Below are 17544 nucleotides of genomic sequence, written 5' to 3'. Positions count from 1 at the left end.
CATGGCTGATACATTGCCAGCTTCTGAAGCAGCGCTGAAGACAGCGATCCCTGTGGGCCTGACCGACCACGGTGAGGATGTCCTTTCCAATGGTGTTTCAGGTGAGGCGGCGTTGAGTATTTGTGTGCCGGCCTATCGCGATACTGCCGATGCTTTGCTGGCCAGTCTGGTACGCCTTTCCGGGGCGGATCAGTGTACGCTTCTGATCTTCGATGATGGCTCAGGGGATGCCGACATTACGCGCGATCTGGCACGGCAAATCCTGAGATTCCCTGGACCAGCCAGGCTGATCACAGCCCCGCAGAATGCCGGGCGCAGTCATGCCCGAAACCGTTTGCTGGCCTTAGCCGAGACCGATTGGATTCTCTTCCTCGACGCTGATATGCGACCGGATGAGGAAGACTTTCTGACACACTATCTGCAGGCTGCCGAAAGTGCGCCAGAGCCCTCTCTGGTCCCCGGTGGATTTAGCCTGAAACACGTCCATCCGACGCAAGAGACACAGCTGCATGCGGCGCAGTCATTGGCCTCAGAATGCGTAGCGGCAGGTACGCGCGCGAAAGAACCGGGGCGCTATGTGTTTACGTCTAATATTCTGGTCCATCGCGCCATCCTTGAAGCGGTACAGTTTGATGATGGTTTCACGGGCTGGGGCTGGGAAGATGTTGACTGGGGGCTTCGCATTGCTGACCAGTTTCCAATTCAGCACATCGACAATCCCGCAACGCATTTAGGCCTTGATACGGATGCGGCGCTGATGATGAAATATGCTGGCTCCGGCCCGAATTTCGCGCGGGCACTGGAGCGGCATCCGGAAGCCTTAAAGGCAACCCCGCTCTACAAAGCCGCCAGCAAACTGTCTCGTATACCGGGGCGATCTGCCCTTAAGGCTTTGTCTGGCTTTGCCGCGCGGCGGCGCTGGTTGCCGATCAAGCTGCGCCTCTTTGGGTTAAAGCTTTACCGCGCTGCTGCCTATGCGGAGGCGCTGTAGCGATGCTTGACCCGTCTAAGTATTCTCCGGATCGTTCAATCCCGGCCAAGATAAAGCGGCGGTTGACGCTTTGGCATAAAGCCAAGCCGATGCTGCACATGCCGCAGCGTGGGATCGTGACGTTTACGTTTGATGATTTTCCGAAAAGCGCGGCTCAGCATGGCATGGATATTCTGGGTAAGTATGATGTTTCGGGAACCTATTACACTTGCACGGGCATGCTGGGGCATACCAACGTAATGGGTGAGATGTATGATGAAGGCGATCTCGATACCCTGATCAAGGCTGGTCACGAAATTGGGTCTCATACCCATACCCATCTCGATTGTGCGCAGGTCTCCCGCGAAACGGTGCGTGAGGAGATAGAGACGAATCTTGGCGCTTTGGCGCAGATGACGGATGCTTCGCCGCGCCATTTTGCATGGCCCTATGGTGAGACGACCAAACGCAACAAGGCGGGCATGGATGACCTGATCACGACCGCGCGCGGGATTCTGCCGGGCATAAATCGCAAAGGGTCGGACCTGATGCAGCTCACCTCGTTTGAGCTGACCCCTGACCAGTGGACGAGCGAGCGAGCGGCAAAAGCCATTGAAACAACGGCGCGCGGCGGCGGCTGGACGATTATCTTTACCCATGATGTACGCGAAGCCTGCAGCCCTTTTGGAACAATGCCAAAAGCTTTGGAGGGGCTGGTGAGACAGGCGCGCGATGCCGGGCTTGATATTTTGCCGATGGCAGAAGCTTATAACCAGATACAGGCGGAAGCCGCATGAGCGAGGCCCGCCCACCCATCACGATTGTCATCCCGACCTTTAATCGTCCTGAGGGGCTGATTAAGGCGGTGAAAAGCCTGTTTACGCAAACCCTGACACAGCAGGGCGGGTTTGACCTTGTCATTGTGGATAACCATCCAGAGGCAACCGCAGATGATGCAGTTACATCACTACGCGAAGCGTGCCCTGACAGTATTCGGATCAAAGCGGTTCACGAGCCGCGCCCCGGCATCGCCAATGCGCGCAACGCGGCCATGGCGCAGGTGACGACTGATCTGGTTGCTTTTCTCGATGATGATATGTGCGCCCCGGCAGATTGGCTGGAGCGCCTGCTCGAAGGGTATCGCGCTCATCCGGTCGCAGTGTCCTTTGGCCCAGTCTTGACCGCACTACCAGAAACCCAAACGCGTCACCGGGAATATTTCTCAAACTTCTTTGCCCGCGATCCGGGACACCAGACGGGTCTTATCGATGCCTCCTATGGTTGCGGCAATGCTTTGATCGACTTTTCCAAAGTTCCCGGAAAAGCTCCTTGGTTCGACGTCACTATGAATGAGATGGGCGGTGAGGATGATCGCCTGTTTGACCGGGTTCGAGCCGGGCAAGGGCAGTTTGCCTGGATTGCCGAAGCGCCTGTGGATGAGCACCCTTTGCCTAGCCGATTGAAGCTGAATTACACGCTAAGGCGCGCGTTTAGTTACGGGCAGGGTCCGGTCACACTGGCGCGCCTGGCCGATCCTCCAAGGCGCTTGGATATGCTCAAATGGATGATGATTGGCGCTGGCAAGGCCGCTTTTCATGGCACCCTCTGGCTGGGCATGTCTGCGATCCGGCATCCGCGCCGGGCCTTTCAGATTGATCAGGCTGTACGGGGCTTAGGTAAAGTGATCTGGTTCCTGGACTTCCATTTCTATGGAACATCACAACTTAGCCGAAATCCTTTAGGCCTGCACTGGTTTAAGCCGCGTCCGAAGCCAGGCGCCTTAAAGGCCGACGAAGTTTAATCGGTTGAATCTGCAAAAGCCCTTTTGGTGTATTGGCGAGTTTTGCCGCGACAATCACATAGGTCAGCCAGATCAGAGAGTTCTGCTGAAGCGCGATGCTTTCAGAAATCGAGAAGAGCGCGAATTGCGCGCAGACGCCTAAGGCAAAAACACCCGTCCATGTGTCAACTGCGGTGCGTAGGGCTCGCCAAATGGTTATGGCAAAATCCAGAAGCAGAAATGCCAATCCTGTCAGGCCAAGCGCAATGGCAACTTCGAGCCAGCTATTATGCGCGGTAGGGGCATCCCATTCCAGAACCTCGCGCAGCCAATAGGCCGGTTCACTGTCCAGCATCCAGAACGCGCCATAGCCATATCCAAGCAGTGGCCGTTCAGAGATGTCCTGAGCGAGTTCAGCCCAGATGTCGGTTCGTCCGGTCAGGCTGGCATCGCGGCCAAGCAGGTTGAAGATAGCCTCCGGGGCGAAGATAAGGAGGCAGGTAAGGGAACCGATTACAATTGTTCCGAGCCAAGTCAGGCTTAACCCGGTAATCTTGCCTCGCTTCATCATGAGCGCGGCGATAAGGATGCCGAAGCCGAGCAGGACGCCAAGCAGGGATGTCTTGGAGGTCGACATCAGGACCATCATCAAACAGATGGCTACCCCGAACCCCCAGACTCTACGCATAGGCTTGTCCATCAAAAACAGAAAAGCGCACAGGAAACAGGCGCGTGCCATATGCCCGCCCAATTGGTTCTTTTCATAATAGAGGCCTTTCCACGCACCAACATGGACCTCGTGCATGACCCCAAAGCCCGGGTTTGCAATCGCCGTCAGCGCGCCAGCCACCGCAACCGTGATCCAGACCAGACCAAGTGTGCGCAGAAGGGTTCGCCAGTCATAGTGCGTACCAATCCAGAGCCCGGCAAGCGTGCTCATCACAATGGCGATGCCGCGTCTCTGGCTAAGCGCAGGGTCAATTGACCAAAGAAAGGATACCGCTGCCAAACCCATAAGCGCGATCATGAATGGCATGCGTAGCAATGTGCGTAGCATGGCTTTCCACTGCCAGATCATCACGCCGAGCGTCAGGGCATAAACAGGTAGCCACATCATGCGCAGGATGGGGGAGCCTTCCGCGCTCTCTTCAGCTGCAAACAGACGCGGAAGCAGACCTTCGGAGAACATGATCAGGATGATGAACAGCAGGGCAAGCTCAATCCGAGAATAGGATTTTGTAGCTGTGTCTTTAGCTGGCGAAACGGTCTGCGAGGCGTGCATCACTTCCCACCCGATTCATAATAATCCCGCGGACATCACCGCCATGCGCTTCAATTTCGCGGCGGGCGGCCACCACATCATCAGCGGACGTTGAATCAGCTTCTACGACCAGGAAAACGCCGTCCATCTGGCTGGCAATAGCAAGGGCTGCCGGTGAGCGTTCAAGCGATGGTGCATCAACGATTCCCCAGTCGGCAATTTGGCATAGCGCGGTCCACCAGCCGGGCTGGGTTTTAATCTGAACGCGTTGACCCTTGTTCAAATACTCGTTTCTAAACCGCGTCACAAAGAGCTGTGTATCACGGATCTCATGGGCGGTTAGCAGGCGATCTCCGCCGCGTGTGGCTAGTCGCGGAACGATAGAATAAATTTGCTCCTGTCGCAGCGATGCGTCAAAGGCCCGACCCGGTGAGCCAACGCGTTTGGCAAAGCCATGCTCAAATCCCTTAAAGGCTGCGTTGCGGCGCAAATCCAAGTCTACCAACCAAACGGCTTTCTGGGCTCTATGTGCTGCGAGAAGGGCAATCGAAGCCGCGACGCTGCTGGTGCCTTCACCATCGCGAGCAGAGACGAACATTACGGTTCGTCCGCCCCCACTTTTGGAGGTTAGACGGCTGGCGGCGCGCCAGACATTGCCAAGATCACCGCGTAAGTCGCGCATCGACTAAAGCTTTCAAAACATAGACGTCGGTTTAGGGCTAAACCAGTTTGGTTAACGCAAAGCTTTTACGCCCGGCGACCAATTGCACCGATAACAGGTAAACCGGTTGTGCGCTGAAGAGAGCTTGGGGTTGAAAACCCTTCCCGCGTTAAGGCGCGCAGCAGGCCAACCATAAGCGCTGTGAAACCGGCAAATAGAAGCGCAAGGACAGCAACAGGGAATCGCAGGCTTGAGCCACGCAGTGGCACCTGGGCTGGTTCAAGGATGCTCACACTATCGGTCCCGTCCTCGGTAATACCCTTGATTGTCCCTTCTTCCTGCTCGGCGCGGGTCAGCAGGCGGACATTATCCTCCAGTGATTGACGCTTTCGTTGCAGATCATTCCACTTAGGCTCGAGCTGGGTGAACCGTTTCAGATTGGCTTCAACCCGGCCAAGCTGGCGTTCGACTTCTGCTTTTTGATCGAGTAAGGCTTCAGCTTCTCCTTCCAGGCTGTTCAAACTGGTTTCCAGCGCCTGATAGGTTGGGTTGGGGCCACGGCGGACTGTGCCTTGCAGCCCTGCCTTTTCCGCTAGAAAGGCTTCGACTTCTGCAATCCGCTTGTCGATGGCCTGAACCGCTCGGCTTTCAGGGGTGTAGCGCGCAAGCAGATCTTCACGCTCAAGGCGCAGGTTCAGGAGGGTTTGTTCTGAGGAGTCTTCTATGAAGATGTCTTGATCTGGGGATGTCGCAGCGAGCTGCGTTCTGGTTCGGCGCAACTGGCCATCTACGGCGCTTGCGCGGGATTTGATGGTCGATAACTCGCCGGACAGGATCGTGTACAGCCCCTGCGCAGTTGAGCGTTCGCTGCCAAAGTCCTCAATACGGTTAGAGCGCAGGAATTCCCGGATCGCGTCCTCAGCCTCGATGAGGTCCAGTTCAAAGCGGCGTCGCTGCGCAGTTAACTGATCCACTGGGCGTGAACTGAACAGCTCTGCACGGTAATCAAGGTAGGCACCCATAGCGGCGTTGAGGATTTCTGCTGCGGTCTCAGGGTCTTTATGTTTGAAGGATACACCGATCACCGGGTTTTTGGGCGGTGCGCCTGCCCTGAAACTCTTCGCGAAAGCTTCCATAGTTTGCTGGAAGATTTCAAACTCAATGGCTTCGGGATCAGCTGAAGGGTCTCCGGAGAGCGCTTTTTGCCGTGCCTCTGCCAGTTTTGGATAAATCCGCTCAAGCGGGAACCGTGCGAGTGTGCGTTCAGCGACGACTGGGCTACGCAGGATTTCAAGCTCGGCCTGAACCACCTGCTCAACATCCGGGGCTCCTTGGCGGGGGGCATCGATACCAACGGTTACAGCGGATGTCTCGACACCAGCGCGGATCAGCAGGCGTGAGCTTGATTCAAACGTCTTTGGCATTTGCAAAGCAGCGAGAATACCCAGAATAAAAATTGGCAGAAAAACCAAGATCATGAGCCACTTGGCTCGCCAGAGCTGCAGGACAAGATCAACAAAGGACATGCGTGGTCTGACCGGACCGTAACCCGGTTCGGCCTGAATGACCCCGCTGGGCCCCCAGTCACCTGTGTCTGACATTGCGGCTCCCGCACAGTGAATATTCCTAATTCCCATAAGGGGCTTGATACTTCCTTAAGCATATCACCAGAGTTTGACGGTGGTTATCAGCCCGGAAGCCTTGGCCATGTCTCGTTTTGCTCTGTTTCTTGTGACCATATTTTTCGTGGCAGCCTGTCAAAGCTCCGAGCCTGTTCAGTCGCGCGTGTTTCCAGCGGTCGATTGGGACCATTTTGATGGTTATGATGCGCAGTATCTTCTGGCGCCGGGTGACGAGCTGGAAGTGATCGTACATACCGCACCAGAATTAAGTAGAACCGTGACAATTGGGCCAGATGGCCGATTTCGTATGCCCTATACCGGGCCAATTGGTGCGAGTGGAAGAACTGTAGAGAATGTCCGCGTTGCCCTGAATGTTGCACTCGGCTCAGAGCTTAAAGACCCTGACCTTGATGTGCTGCTAACGGCGACACCGTCTCAACAAATCTTTGTTGGCGGTGAAGTGGCCAATCCGGGCATGTTCCAACTGCCGGGTATGATTGATCCTTTGCAGGCCATAATTATGGCTGGTGGCCTGACAACCGAGGCGCGTGCGAGACAAGTTGTGTTGATGCGCCGGATGCCGGGTGGCGAGGTTAAATCGGCTGTATTTGACATTAAGTCCGGGATTCTTGATCCGCGTCTTGCAGAATGGACGCCGATGCGCAGATTTGATGTGCTCTACATTCCGCGATCGCCGATTGCCGACCAAAACTTGTTCGTTCGGCAGTATATCCGTAACGCATTGCCGATTGATTTCTCATTCTTCTACGACGTTTCGGGCAATAATAATCGCTAAACAGCGCAGACCCGCCCTTTTCCTGACACGGTTGAACGCCTATTCCTGTGGCCAACATTGAACCTGTCAAAGGAGCCGACATGGCTGACGCTGAAAACACTCTCATCCTCGACACCAGCAAAGGTCAGGTGACCATCGAAATGCGCCCTGATCTCGCGCCCGGTCATGTCGCCCGGATCAAGGAGCTGGCCCGTGAAGGCTTTTACGATGGCATCATCTTTCACCGCGTAATCGATGGCTTCATGGCGCAAACCGGCTGCCCAGATGGGACTGGCATGGGCGGGTCGTCCAAGCCTGATCTGGAAGCTGAGTTTAATGCTGAGCCGCACGTGCGCGGCATCTGTTCTATGGCCCGTACAAACCAGCCGCATAGTGCCAACAGCCAGTTCTTCATTTGCTTTGAAGACGCACGCTTCCTCGACAACCAATATACGGTTTGGGGCAAGGTCACCGAAGGCATGGATGTTGTCGATCAGCTTGCCAAGGGTGAGCCACCGCGCAATCCTGACCAGATCACCAGCATGAAGGTGGCTGCTGACGTCTAGCGGCTCCCTGTAAAGGACTTAAGGATGGCGAAGGCAAAAGTTGGCAGAACGCAAAAGACAGGGAATGGCCTGTTTGGTTCGCGTATTGCTCGCCTGATTTTCGCCTCCAACCTTGCTGGCCTAATCATACTCATCATCGGGGCGATGGTGCTGAATGAGATGCGGGCCAGTTTCGTTGTTTCGAAGAAGCAGGATCTGGTTGGACAGGCCCAACTCCTGTCCAATCTGATCGCGGATGCGGCCACCTATGGGGAGCCACAGCCAAGCCTCGATAACACGCTGGCGCGCGATACGTTGGCCTCTCTTTCGCTTCCGATCACGATGCGTGGTAAGATCTATACAACCGACCAGACCTTGCTGGGTGATTCCTATGTGCTGTCTGATCGGGTGATCGTTTCAAACCTGCCTCCGATACAAGAGCCAGGCAGTGTTTCGCGTATGTCTCGAAGCTTATCAGAATGGGCGGTTGATACGTTTGAGGCGATTATGCCCGATCGCGGCGGTGAATCGGTGCGCACTCAGACTTTTGAGGAAGAGTATACAGAGGCCCTTTTAGGTAAGGATGCTGCCAGTCAGCGCTTCAATGATCGTGGGCAGCGTATCATTTCTGTATCAGTACCAATCCAGCGTGTCTCTGCCGTCGTTGGTGTGTTCACGCTTGAATCCAATGATATTGATGCGATCATTCGCGCAGAGCGGGCCGCACTTATTCCTTTTATTGCCGTGGCTGTTCTGGTGGCGTTGGTTACATCCGCCTTGCTGACCCTTGGGATTGCGAGACCTCTGAGACGATTGGCCAGTGTCGCCGATGCTATTCGTAGCGGATCGGCGCAGGATTTCGATGAGCCAAACATCACCAAACGTCATGATGAGATTGGTGGGCTGGCCCGATCTGTCGAGGCGATGACGAGCGCCTTGTTTGAACGGATTCAAGCCAATGAGGCGTTTGCTGCCGATGTCGCGCATGAGTTGAAGAACCCGCTGACATCGATTCGCTCTGCCGTTGAGACAGCAGAACTGGTGCAGGATGATCCGATTGCACGGGAGAAGCTGCGGAATGTGATTGCTCAGGATGTGCAGCGTCTCGATCGCCTCATAACCGATATTTCCAATGCCTCGCGCTTGGAGGCCGAGATGACTCGCGTGCCGACTGAGACACTCGATATCGGTCGGTTCGTGCGGGATGTCGTGGCGACCTATGATGGATTGGATCATCAGCGCGGGGTTACGGTCCGGTTCATTGATGAGACCATGGATGCCGGGCTATCCGTGCGCGGGCGTGATGGGCCTTTGGGGCAGGTGCTCCGTAACCTGATAGACAATGCGCGCTCTTTCTCGCCTGAGCAGGGTGAGGTGCTTGTAACATTGAAACAAGGCCGAAAAGGCCCCCAAACGACAGCACTTATCAATGTCGAAGACACAGGGCCGGGTATTCCCGAAGACAAGCTCGAAAAGATCTTTGATCGCTTCTACACGGACCGCCCCGCCGGAGCGGCTTTTGGTAACAATTCTGGCCTGGGTCTTTCAATTGTCGCGCAAATCGTTGCAACCCACATGGGCACGGTGCAGGCGGAAAACCGCGCAGATCAAGGCGCGCGATTTATTGTTGAGCTGCCAGCGCAATAATAAAACAGCACGGCCCTGTTGCAATACTCAACCATTCTTCGATAGTGAACAGAAGTAGCGATTATAAATAACTCGGAGCGCGTTTATGCCGAGACCAGCGGGTGTGCGAAATCATGATTTTGAGAAGAAGCGATCGGCGCTGCTCGACCAGCTGACCGACTTTGCCCTGAATGATGACTTGCGGCGGCCATCCTTGCGCCAGTTTGCCATTGCAGCAGGGGCCTCAGAGCCAACCTTGCGGCATTATTTCAGTGACCGACGCGGCGTTGTTATCGCGATTCTGAACCATATTCATGATCGCGGCGTTCCGCTGTGGGATGTCATTGCGGCGCCGTCCGTCGATTCAGCGACGGCGGTGGAAGAGTATTTTCGGGTCACCCAAGCCGGCCTGACTCATGGCGGCTTTGCGCGCGCCCATGCCTTTGGCTTGATTGAGGGGATGGCTGATGAAGTGGTTGGGCAAGCTTACCTTAAGGCCCTACTCGATCCAGCGCTTGAAGCGGTACAAAGGAAGTTTGAGGCAACCTGTGGCGCGACTTATACAGGCAATGCTGGCCGGGCGGCAGCCTTCATGATGCTCTCCCCGATACTCGTGATGACCCTGCACCAGCATTTGCTGGGTGGAGCAGAAAGCTCCCCGATTGAGGCCGATGGATTTTTGGGGCAAATCCAGACGTGGCTCGCCGCAGGTCTACCCAGCAAGGGCTGAGCGAAGCGCGTCAATCTCTTGCTCGGTTGTTGCCCAGCTGCAGACAAAACGATGCGAGCCATCAATCCACGGATAAAATACGCCTCCGGCTTTCTGGAGGTGCTCGGCCAGCCCTTCTGGCAACACAGCAAAGACTTCATTCCCATCAACACTATGGGCCAGGCGCACGCCCGGAACAGTACAGATCGCATTGGCAAACTCACGGGCGCGCGCATTTGCCTGGGCTGCGAGAGACAACCAGAGATTATCGGTCAGCATGGCTTCGGCCTGCGCGGCGAGGAAGCGCATCTTTGGAGGCATATGGCCTGAACGTTTCGCTCTGGCGAGCAGCTCTGGATACTTGGCCCGCATATCCCCAAACAGGACAATCAGCTCGCACCCAATCGCCCCGGTTTTGGTCAGGCCAAGGGTCAGCACATCGACCCCAGCGCGCCAGGTCATGTCAGCAACACTGCTGCCCGTCGAAATCAAGGCATTGGCGAGGCGCGCACCATCAAGATGCACGGTCAAGCCGGCCGCTTTGGCGAGCGCAGCATAATGGGTGACCGTGTCGACGGGGTAGGCCGTTCCGCTTTCGGTCAGATTGGTCAGCGAAAGCGTTTCAGCCGGCGTTTCGTGCACAAAACTGCGATCAATCGCGTCCAAAGCTTCGCGCAACTCCGTTTCGTCTATCTGCGCCGAGGGGCCGTCAAGCAGATGCAGTTTTGCGCCACCTGTAAAAAATTCCGGGGCGCCGCGTTCATCCCGCTCAATATGAGCTTCGCGGTGACAGAGTATAGACCCTGTGGGCGAGCACATGACAGATAAGGCTAAAGCATTGGAGGCAGTGCCACTGGCGCACATCCAGAACTCAAAATCATCGGTTTCCAGCGTGTCGAGGAGCAGAGCCCGCACGCGTTCGGTAACATCATCGGCCCCGTAACTGCTTTGGGTACCTGTATTGGCTTTGGCGAGTGCCTCAAGAACGGCTGGATGAGCCGAGGCCGATGTGTCTGATGAAAAGTCCATTACAGCATCACATCCGGGGTTTGCCAGACCAGATGCTGCCCGCCATCACTACACAGGAGCTGGCCAGTCACGCTTTCGGCGCTGATCAGGTAGCGCAGGGTTTTGACGATTTCTTCCGGGCTTGAGCCTTCGCCGGTCAGGGTTGCAGCGGCTTCGGCGTCAAACTCCCCATCCCTCTGGTGGATATTGGCAAGGGTCGGACCGGGGCCGATCCCGTTGACGCGGATATTCGGGGCAAAGCTTTGGGCCATAGTCTTGGTCGCGGTCCACAGCGCGGCCTTGGACAGGGTATAGGTGAAGAATTGCGGATTGAGTTTTAGCACGCGCATGTCGACCATATTGACGATCAGGCCGCGCAAATCCTCTGGCAAGGCCCGGGCAAAATGTTGGGCGAGCACGATGGGTGCGCGCAGATTGGGGAGCATGTGGCGATCCCAGTTCTCGCGCGTGTGCTCCAATGCGCTGTCATCGAAAAAGGTCGAGGCCGAGTTGACCAGCAGCGTTAGCGGGCCACCAAGCGCTTCATGGGCCGCGCGTTCAAGTGTAGTGGCTTCTTCCTCAACCGCAAGATCAGCCTGAATGGGTTCAGCCCTGCCACCCGCGGCCCGAATGATCTCAGCGGTTTCCTCCGCCCCTTGTCGTGAGCCACGGTAATGGATGGCAACCGACCAGCCGTCTTCACCAAGGGCAACCGCCATCGCTTTGCCAAGGCGCGCTCCAGCGCCGGTAACCAGCGCGCGTTTTGGGCCTTCGGTTAGAGGTTTGCGTGTCATGATAGTGCTTTCACTTGAGCCAGAATGTTCCAGCCATTGACCAGTCCATAGAGATAGACGGCATAGGCCAGAAGCAAAGCCAATCCTGCAAGGCGGCTGACTTTCCCTTTCGGGAGGATAAAGACAGCCAGAGTGAGCGTCGCCGCCCCAAGAATCCAGTGATCATAATTCTTGAAGACCGGGGCGAAATCGAGCTGTCCAAACAGAGCGATCAAACCGCCAATCCCGAGCAGGTTGAAGAGGTTTGAGCCAAGCACATTACCGATCACGACATCGCCCTGTCTCCGAAGGGCCGCAATCAAGCTGACCCCAAGCTCAGGTAAAGACGTCCCCACTGCGAGCAGGGTGAGGCCAATATACTCTTCCGGTAAATCATAGGCGCGAGCCAGCCCTACCCCGCCATCAACGATCAGGTAGGCGGCAATCGGCAGCCCGATCACGCCGCAGGTAATCATCGCGAAGGTCATGAAAAGCGTATCGGGCTGCTTTTCGCGTTGGGTGAAGCCAACATCCGTCCCGGCCGTGTAGGCCCCATGTGTCTGCCACGCCACTGTAATGGCGTAGAGGACGAAGACGGCAAGCAAGACCATTCCCGCGAGCGGAGTGAACTGATCAAACGCTGCCAATCCGATCCAGGCTGCTGTCGCCGCGAGCAGGACCAGCATTGATCGGCGCTGCCCGAAATGTCCGGTTGAAATTGAAAACAGCAATGCCGGAAGCGCCAGAACCAGCCAGATATTGGCGATGTTCGAGCCAACGAGATTACCAAGCGCAATGCCCGGTTGCCCTTCAAGCGCGGCGCTCACAGAAATCGTCAGCTCTGGCAAAGATGTGCCAAAGCCGACGACGAATATACCGGCAAGGAGAGGCGAGAGACCAAGTCTCCGCGAAAAAGACATGGCGCCTCGAACAAGACTGTCACTTGCGAGGGCGAGTAGAATCAGACCGCCAAGGGTAATGGCGTAAAGACTGATCTCTTCAGCCATGGATTAGTCGAGACGACGATACTCAAGCAGGTTCAGAAGACCGAAAAGAGCGAACGTGACACCGATTGCAATAAGAGCCCACATGGCTGTACCCCGTGTTTATACTTTGAGTGCATGTATACGGTGCGGCACCATTTGGCGAGTGCTTTTGCCACTTTAAAGGGTCAAATCATGGTCAAACTACGCACACGTTTGTTTCAGATGTGGTTCCGGGTCGCTCGCCCAATGACTCTGGGGGTGCGTGGTCTGGTGATTAACGATCAAGGTAAGGTCCTGTTGATCCGCCATACCTATACGCCCGGCTGGTATCTGCCGGGTGGCGGTGTTGAGCGCGGAGAGCCAGCGATAGAGGCATTGCGCCGTGAACTGGTTGAGGAAGCTGGCGTGGCCCTGACGCAAGCGCCGGATCTCATCGGAATATTCTCTAATCACCTAAATTTCCGGAATGACCATGTTTTGCTCTATCGCGTTTCCCCGACCATTTGGGAGGCTTGCGAAGCGACCAGTGTAGGGGAGATTGCTGAGGTGGGATGGTTTAACCCGGAAGCGCTGCCTGAAGGGACCACAGCAGGCACACGCAGGCGTGTTCGGGAGTGGGCAAATGACCTAACTTTACCGCCGCTTTGGTGATCAACGGAGGATCAGCGCAACCAGTAATGGGATCACCACAAGACAGGTTGCGGAAACCATAATTGGAGCCGGGTTAAGCCGGATAGAAGAGCGCAGACGGGCCATGCTGCACTCATCGCGCTAAATCACGGGGCACATTTGTTCGATTCTGGGCAATTTTCTGACCCGAAAGGCAAAATTTGGGCGCACGCCTTCAATTCACGTTAAGACCCATTGCGTACACGTAAACGTACCGGGTTCCCCTTTAACCCGGACATGCAAGCAGGTTAACAGCGTTACTCCTCCCCCCTTTGGTGAGCGCTGGACCGGAACAGGACGGCCGTATCTTTCAGGTGCGGTCGTTTTGCTTCGGCGTCGCGGCAGTCTGCACATACTGGAAGCCTGTCCAGATGGATAGCAGCGCCGCAAAGCCTACAAGGCCGAACCCTGTGATTTCAGAAAATGCTCTTGCAGTGCCACTAAGAAGGGGCGCGCCGAGCAGAACAAAGATACCGACCATTTCAGCCGCTGTTTTCCATTTTGCAAATCTCGATACAGGCAGCTCGATAGAAGGGCGTAGACGCAGAAGTGTTATGCCAAGGTCGCGCGCGATAATCAGGAAAGCAGGAATGACCAGAATGGCAGTCCATTCATGGTTCGCGCACAGGGCCAGTAGGCTTAGCGCAACCAATAGCTTGTCGGCGATTGGGTCAAGAAAAGCCCCGAAAGCACTTACGGCATTCAGGCGGCGTGCCAGGTAGCCATCAAGAAAGTCCGTTATGGCGGTGAAGCCAAACAGGCCGAGTGCAATCCAGGCGTTAGAGTGTAGAATCGCCCAGGCGGTTACGAAGGCGAGTGCACACCTTAGGAGCGTGATTGCATTGGGCAGCCATATCCAGCTCATCTCGGTCTGCCTGAAAACCTAGTGAGTCGCCGTATCTTCGTTTCCGAGGCCATCCCAGAATTTTTTGACGCGACCAACGAAGCCTTCGCTTTCCGGATTACAGTTCGCGCCTGAACAATCGCAGAACTCTTTCAGAAGCTCACGCTGGCGGGCGGACAGGTTGCGCGGGGTTTCAACAAACATCTCAATATAGAGGTCGCCCGTTTGCCCTGATCCACGCAAGGACGGCATGCCTTTGCCGCGCAAGCGAAGTTTGCGTCCGGTTTGTGCGCCTTCGGGGATGGAAACGCGGGCGCGTCCACCATCAATCGTTGGCACCTCAACCTCGCCGCCAAGGGCCGCTGTTACCATCGGCACGGGTGTGCGGCAGTAAAGGTTGGGTCCGTCGCGCTCGAAAATGTCATGCTCGTCGACACTGACGAAAATATAGAGATCGCCTTTCGGTCCGCCCATACGCCCGGCTTCGCCTTCGCCAGAAAGGCGGATACGCATACCGGTCTCGACACCTGCAGGGATTTTCACCGAGAGCTTGCGGTCTTCCTGAACTTGGCCAGCGCCATGACAGGTTTTGCAAGGGTTTGGAATAATCTGGCCGCGGCCCTGACACTGGTGACAGGTGCGCTCCATCGTGAAGAAGCCCTGACTTGCGCGGACGCGGCCTGCGCCGCCACAGGTTGGGCAGGTTTCCGGCTCAGTGCCAGGCTCTGCGCCGTTGCCATTACAACTGCTGCAGGTTGCTGCCGTCGGCACATTGATCTCGGCATCTTTGCCGGCGAACGCTTCTTCCAGCGTGATATCCATGTCATAGCGCAGGTCATTGCCACGCGCTGGCCCATTGCGTTGACGTCCGCCCCCGAAAGGGCTGCTGCCGCCAAAGACCTGGCTGAAAATATCCTGGAAGATATCCCCCGGATCGCCCTGGCCGAATGGATTGCCACCACCGCCGCCCATACCATTTTCAAACGCACCATGCCCAAATCGGTCATAGGCCGCGCGCTTTTCGGCGTCTGACAGGATCGCGTAAGCTTCCCCAACCTCCTTAAATTTCACCTCAGCTTCTTCATCACCGGGGTTCTGGTCGGGGTGGTATTTCATGGCCAGCTTGCGATAGGCGCTTTTAAGGGCCTTCTCGTCCACGTCTTTTGAGACGCCGAGCACTTCATAATAATCGCGTTTGCTCATGGCTCGCTCACATTCGGCTAAAACTTCTCTCCTGCGGCAAAGTGGTGCGGTCTGCTGCCTTGCGCAAGGGGTTGGGCATGGTGCGAATCACATGCAGCCTCTACATTAAGCTTTATGCCAGACACTGTGCCCCTTTCGCCACGGCCGATCATTCGCCAACTCCCGCCTGATGCGGTGAACCGTATTGCTGCTGGGGAAGTGGTTGAGCGCCCGGCTGCTGCGGTCAAGGAATTGGTTGAGAATGCGCTCGATGCTGGTGCGAAATCTATCTCAATCAGTATTGAGGGCGGCGGTCTGAAGCGGATCATCGTTGAAGATGATGGCTGTGGCATGTCAGGGGACGACATGCTTATGGCGTTGCAGCGGCATGCCACCTCAAAGCTGAAACCGGGCGAGGATGGGCGGATCGACCTGCTTAATATCTTCACGATGGGGTTTCGCGGTGAAGCCTTGCCTTCGATTGGCAGTGTCAGCCGCATGACCATTAGCTCCCGCGCCGCAGGCGAGGACGCAGCAGAAGTCTTTGTTGAGGCTGGCCGAATTGAAGGGCCAAAGCCCGCGGCGTTTACCGGGGCTGGGCTGTCGGGGACGCGTATTGAAGTTCGTGATCTCTTTCATGCAACGCCTGCGCGCCTGAAATTCATGAAATCGGAACGGTCCGAAACCATGGCGGTGACAGATGCCGTAAAGCGTCTGGCCATGGCGCGCTGTGATGTGGCTTTCAGTCTGGAGAGCAATGGACGCAGCACATTCCGCTATGCGGCCCATCCCGATACGCCTGAAGGTCACCTTGAGCGCCTGGGGGCAATTATGGGGCGGGATTTTCGCGAGAATGCTCTGGAAATCGAAGCTGAGCGCGAGGGTGTGCGTCTCTCAGGCTTTGCGGGCCTGCCCACCCTCAATCGCGGGAATGCCCAGCAGCAATATCTGTTCGTGAACGGGCGCCCGGTGAAGGATCGGATGTTGAATGGTGTCATTCGTGCCGCCTATCAGGACTTTTTGGCACGGGACCGCCATCCGATGGCGGCTTTGTTTGTCGATCTTGATCCAGAACTTGTCGATGTGAATGTCCATCCGGCGAAAACCGAGGTTCGGTTCCGTGATGCCCAGAATGTGCGGGGGCTGATCATTGGCTCGCTACGCCATACACTGGCGGCGGCAGGGCACCGGGCAAGCACAACAGTTGCAGGCTATGCCTTGGGCAGAGCGCAAGCTGAACCCGTACAGGCTGATGTCTTTCGTCCCTCCAGCTTATGGGCTGACCCTGCGCCGGGGACAACAGGACAGCGCGCGCCTGTTCAATCTGATTATGTGAGATCAGCGCCACAGCCTGCAGGAACAGCACAATTTGGCGAACGCGATCACACCTATCAGGATGGTGCGCCGTCTGCACGGGTTGAGACTGAAGTGGTTGCTGAAGCCCCGCAGGACTTCCCTTTAGGGGTCGCTCGCGCTCAGTTGCATGAAACCTATATTGTCGCCCAAACCGAGGACGGCATTGTTATCGTTGATCAGCACGCTGCGCATGAGCGTCTCGTTTATGAGGATATGAAACGGCAAATGGCCGAGGGTGGGGTGAAGCGCCAAGCCCTATTGATCCCTGACGTTGTTGACCTGACCGAAGAGGAAGCGAGCCGTATTCTGGAGCGCTCTGAAGAGTTAGCGGAGCTAGGGCTGGAGATCGAACCATTTGGGCAGGGGGCCGTCTGTGTTCGGGCGACCCCGGCTCTGTTCGGAGAGATGGATGTTGCAGGATTGGTGCGGGACCTAGCCGATGATTTCGCTGAATATGATGCGGGACTGGCGTTGAAAGAGCGATTTGAAGAGGTGATGGGCAATATGGCCTGTCGCGGCTCTGTCCGTGCGGGGCGTCGTCTGAATGCGCAGGAGATGAATGCTCTACTCCGGCAAATGGAAGCCACACCGCATAGTGGTCAATGCAATCACGGACGCCCCACTTATGTGGAGCTGAAACTCGCCGATATTGAGCGACTTTTCGGGCGTCGATAAAGTCTGGCAATCGCCTCAATAGTAAAACAGTAATGTGACAATTGCAGTTGTGGCCGGTTTGGGCCTGTCCTCAACATTGATCCGCCTGCGTTGATCCGCTAG

General features: G+C 56.2%; 17 protein-coding genes. 9 read left to right on the top strand and 8 right to left on the bottom strand.

Annotated features, from left to right (window positions below):
- Position 1: 1 nt before the first annotated feature.
- The 3 genes from RYZ27_RS13330 to RYZ27_RS13320 are packed head-to-tail and all read left to right on the top strand — an operon-like array spanning position 2 to position 2771.
- Positions 2 to 991 carry a glycosyltransferase family 2 protein gene (locus tag RYZ27_RS13330; RefSeq protein WP_406680016.1) on the top strand — a complete coding sequence of 330 codons (990 nt, stop codon included), beginning with the start codon at positions 2 to 4 and terminating at the stop codon, positions 989 to 991.
- Positions 992 to 993: 2 nt separating this feature from the next.
- Positions 994 to 1767, top strand: a complete 774-nt coding sequence (locus RYZ27_RS13325) for a polysaccharide deacetylase family protein (protein ID WP_406680015.1) — start codon at positions 994 to 996, stop codon at positions 1765 to 1767.
- Positions 1764 to 2771 carry a glycosyltransferase family 2 protein gene (locus RYZ27_RS13320; RefSeq protein WP_406680014.1) on the top strand — a complete coding sequence of 336 codons (1008 nt, stop codon included), beginning with the start codon at positions 1764 to 1766 and terminating at the stop codon, positions 2769 to 2771. The genes RYZ27_RS13325 and RYZ27_RS13320 overlap by 4 nt, the downstream gene beginning before the upstream one ends.
- Here the strand turns inward: RYZ27_RS13320 and RYZ27_RS13315 are convergent.
- The 3 genes from RYZ27_RS13315 to RYZ27_RS13305 form a co-directional block, all read right to left on the bottom strand.
- Complete coding sequence (locus RYZ27_RS13315; protein ID WP_406680013.1) at positions 2725 to 4032, bottom strand: O-antigen ligase family protein; 1308 nt, start codon at positions 4030 to 4032, stop codon at positions 2725 to 2727. The two genes, RYZ27_RS13320 and RYZ27_RS13315, sit on opposite strands and share 47 nt — an antisense overlap.
- Entirely contained in the window at positions 4001 to 4693 is a 693-nt protein-coding gene (locus RYZ27_RS13310; protein WP_406680012.1) for a hypothetical protein, read from the bottom strand. Before RYZ27_RS13310 ends, RYZ27_RS13315 begins: the two co-directional genes overlap by 32 nt.
- 65 nt (positions 4694 to 4758) lie before the next feature.
- The gene (locus RYZ27_RS13305) at positions 4759 to 6273 is read right to left on the bottom strand and encodes a GumC family protein (protein WP_406680011.1); all 1515 of its coding nucleotides are present in this window, start codon (positions 6271 to 6273) and stop codon (positions 4759 to 4761) included.
- Positions 6274 to 6379: 106 nt separating this feature from the next.
- Between RYZ27_RS13305 and RYZ27_RS13300 the strand changes: the two genes are divergently transcribed.
- The 4 genes from RYZ27_RS13300 to RYZ27_RS13285 all read left to right on the top strand — a co-directional run bounded on the left by RYZ27_RS13300 (position 6380) and on the right by RYZ27_RS13285 (position 9970).
- A complete protein-coding gene (locus RYZ27_RS13300; protein WP_406680010.1) occupies positions 6380 to 7090 on the top strand; it encodes a polysaccharide biosynthesis/export family protein in 711 nt (236 codons plus the stop codon).
- 80 nt (positions 7091 to 7170) lie between these two features.
- Complete coding sequence (locus RYZ27_RS13295; RefSeq protein WP_406680009.1) at positions 7171 to 7635, top strand: peptidylprolyl isomerase; 465 nt, start codon at positions 7171 to 7173, stop codon at positions 7633 to 7635.
- A 24-nt stretch (positions 7636 to 7659) separates the two neighbouring features.
- Positions 7660 to 9261: a stimulus-sensing domain-containing protein gene (locus tag RYZ27_RS13290; RefSeq protein WP_406680008.1), complete on the top strand. Its 1602-nt coding sequence runs from the start codon at positions 7660 to 7662 to the stop codon at positions 9259 to 9261.
- Between the two features lie 85 nt (positions 9262 to 9346).
- Positions 9347 to 9970, top strand: coding sequence for a hypothetical protein (locus RYZ27_RS13285; RefSeq protein WP_406680007.1), 624 nt, complete (start codon positions 9347 to 9349; stop codon positions 9968 to 9970).
- Here the strand turns inward: RYZ27_RS13285 and RYZ27_RS13280 are convergent.
- From RYZ27_RS13280 to RYZ27_RS13270, 3 genes are read right to left on the bottom strand one after another with little or no spacing between them, the layout of a single operon-like run.
- Positions 9953 to 10978 carry a threonine aldolase family protein gene (locus tag RYZ27_RS13280; RefSeq protein WP_406680006.1) on the bottom strand — a complete coding sequence of 342 codons (1026 nt, stop codon included), beginning with the start codon at positions 10976 to 10978 and terminating at the stop codon, positions 9953 to 9955. The genes RYZ27_RS13285 and RYZ27_RS13280 overlap by 18 nt on opposite strands.
- Positions 10978 to 11751 carry an SDR family oxidoreductase gene (locus RYZ27_RS13275; RefSeq protein ID WP_406680005.1) on the bottom strand — a complete coding sequence of 258 codons (774 nt, stop codon included), beginning with the start codon at positions 11749 to 11751 and terminating at the stop codon, positions 10978 to 10980. The genes RYZ27_RS13280 and RYZ27_RS13275 overlap by 1 nt, the downstream gene beginning before the upstream one ends.
- Positions 11748 to 12737 carry a calcium/sodium antiporter gene (locus RYZ27_RS13270; RefSeq protein ID WP_406680004.1) on the bottom strand — a complete coding sequence of 330 codons (990 nt, stop codon included), beginning with the start codon at positions 12735 to 12737 and terminating at the stop codon, positions 11748 to 11750. Before RYZ27_RS13270 ends, RYZ27_RS13275 begins: the two co-directional genes overlap by 4 nt.
- Positions 12738 to 12908: 171 nt before the next feature.
- On the opposite strand from RYZ27_RS13270, the gene RYZ27_RS13265 reads away from it, so the two are divergent.
- Positions 12909 to 13367: an NUDIX domain-containing protein gene (locus RYZ27_RS13265; protein WP_406680003.1), complete on the top strand. Its 459-nt coding sequence runs from the start codon at positions 12909 to 12911 to the stop codon at positions 13365 to 13367.
- Positions 13368 to 13695: 328 nt separating this feature from the next.
- On the opposite strand, the gene pgsA is transcribed toward RYZ27_RS13265, so the two are convergent.
- Together pgsA and dnaJ are read right to left on the bottom strand one after the other, a co-directional pair.
- Positions 13696 to 14250: a CDP-diacylglycerol--glycerol-3-phosphate 3-phosphatidyltransferase gene (pgsA, locus tag RYZ27_RS13260; RefSeq protein ID WP_406680002.1), complete on the bottom strand. Its 555-nt coding sequence runs from the start codon at positions 14248 to 14250 to the stop codon at positions 13696 to 13698.
- Between the two features lie 18 nt (positions 14251 to 14268).
- On the bottom strand, positions 14269 to 15432 hold the full coding sequence (dnaJ, locus tag RYZ27_RS13255; RefSeq protein ID WP_406680001.1) for a molecular chaperone DnaJ: 1164 nt from the start codon (positions 15430 to 15432) through the stop codon (positions 14269 to 14271).
- Between the two features lie 114 nt (positions 15433 to 15546).
- On the opposite strand from dnaJ, the gene mutL reads away from it, so the two are divergent.
- Positions 15547 to 17442 carry a DNA mismatch repair endonuclease MutL gene (gene mutL, locus RYZ27_RS13250; protein ID WP_406680000.1) on the top strand — a complete coding sequence of 632 codons (1896 nt, stop codon included), beginning with the start codon at positions 15547 to 15549 and terminating at the stop codon, positions 17440 to 17442.
- The last annotated feature ends 102 nt before the right edge of the window (positions 17443 to 17544 follow it).

This window comes from Hyphomonas sp. FCG-A18 (assembly GCF_045287255.1).
In the GTDB taxonomy this organism is placed as follows: Bacteria; Pseudomonadota; Alphaproteobacteria; order Caulobacterales; family Hyphomonadaceae; genus Henriciella.
This window is presented reverse-complemented; position numbering and strand designations above follow the sequence as displayed.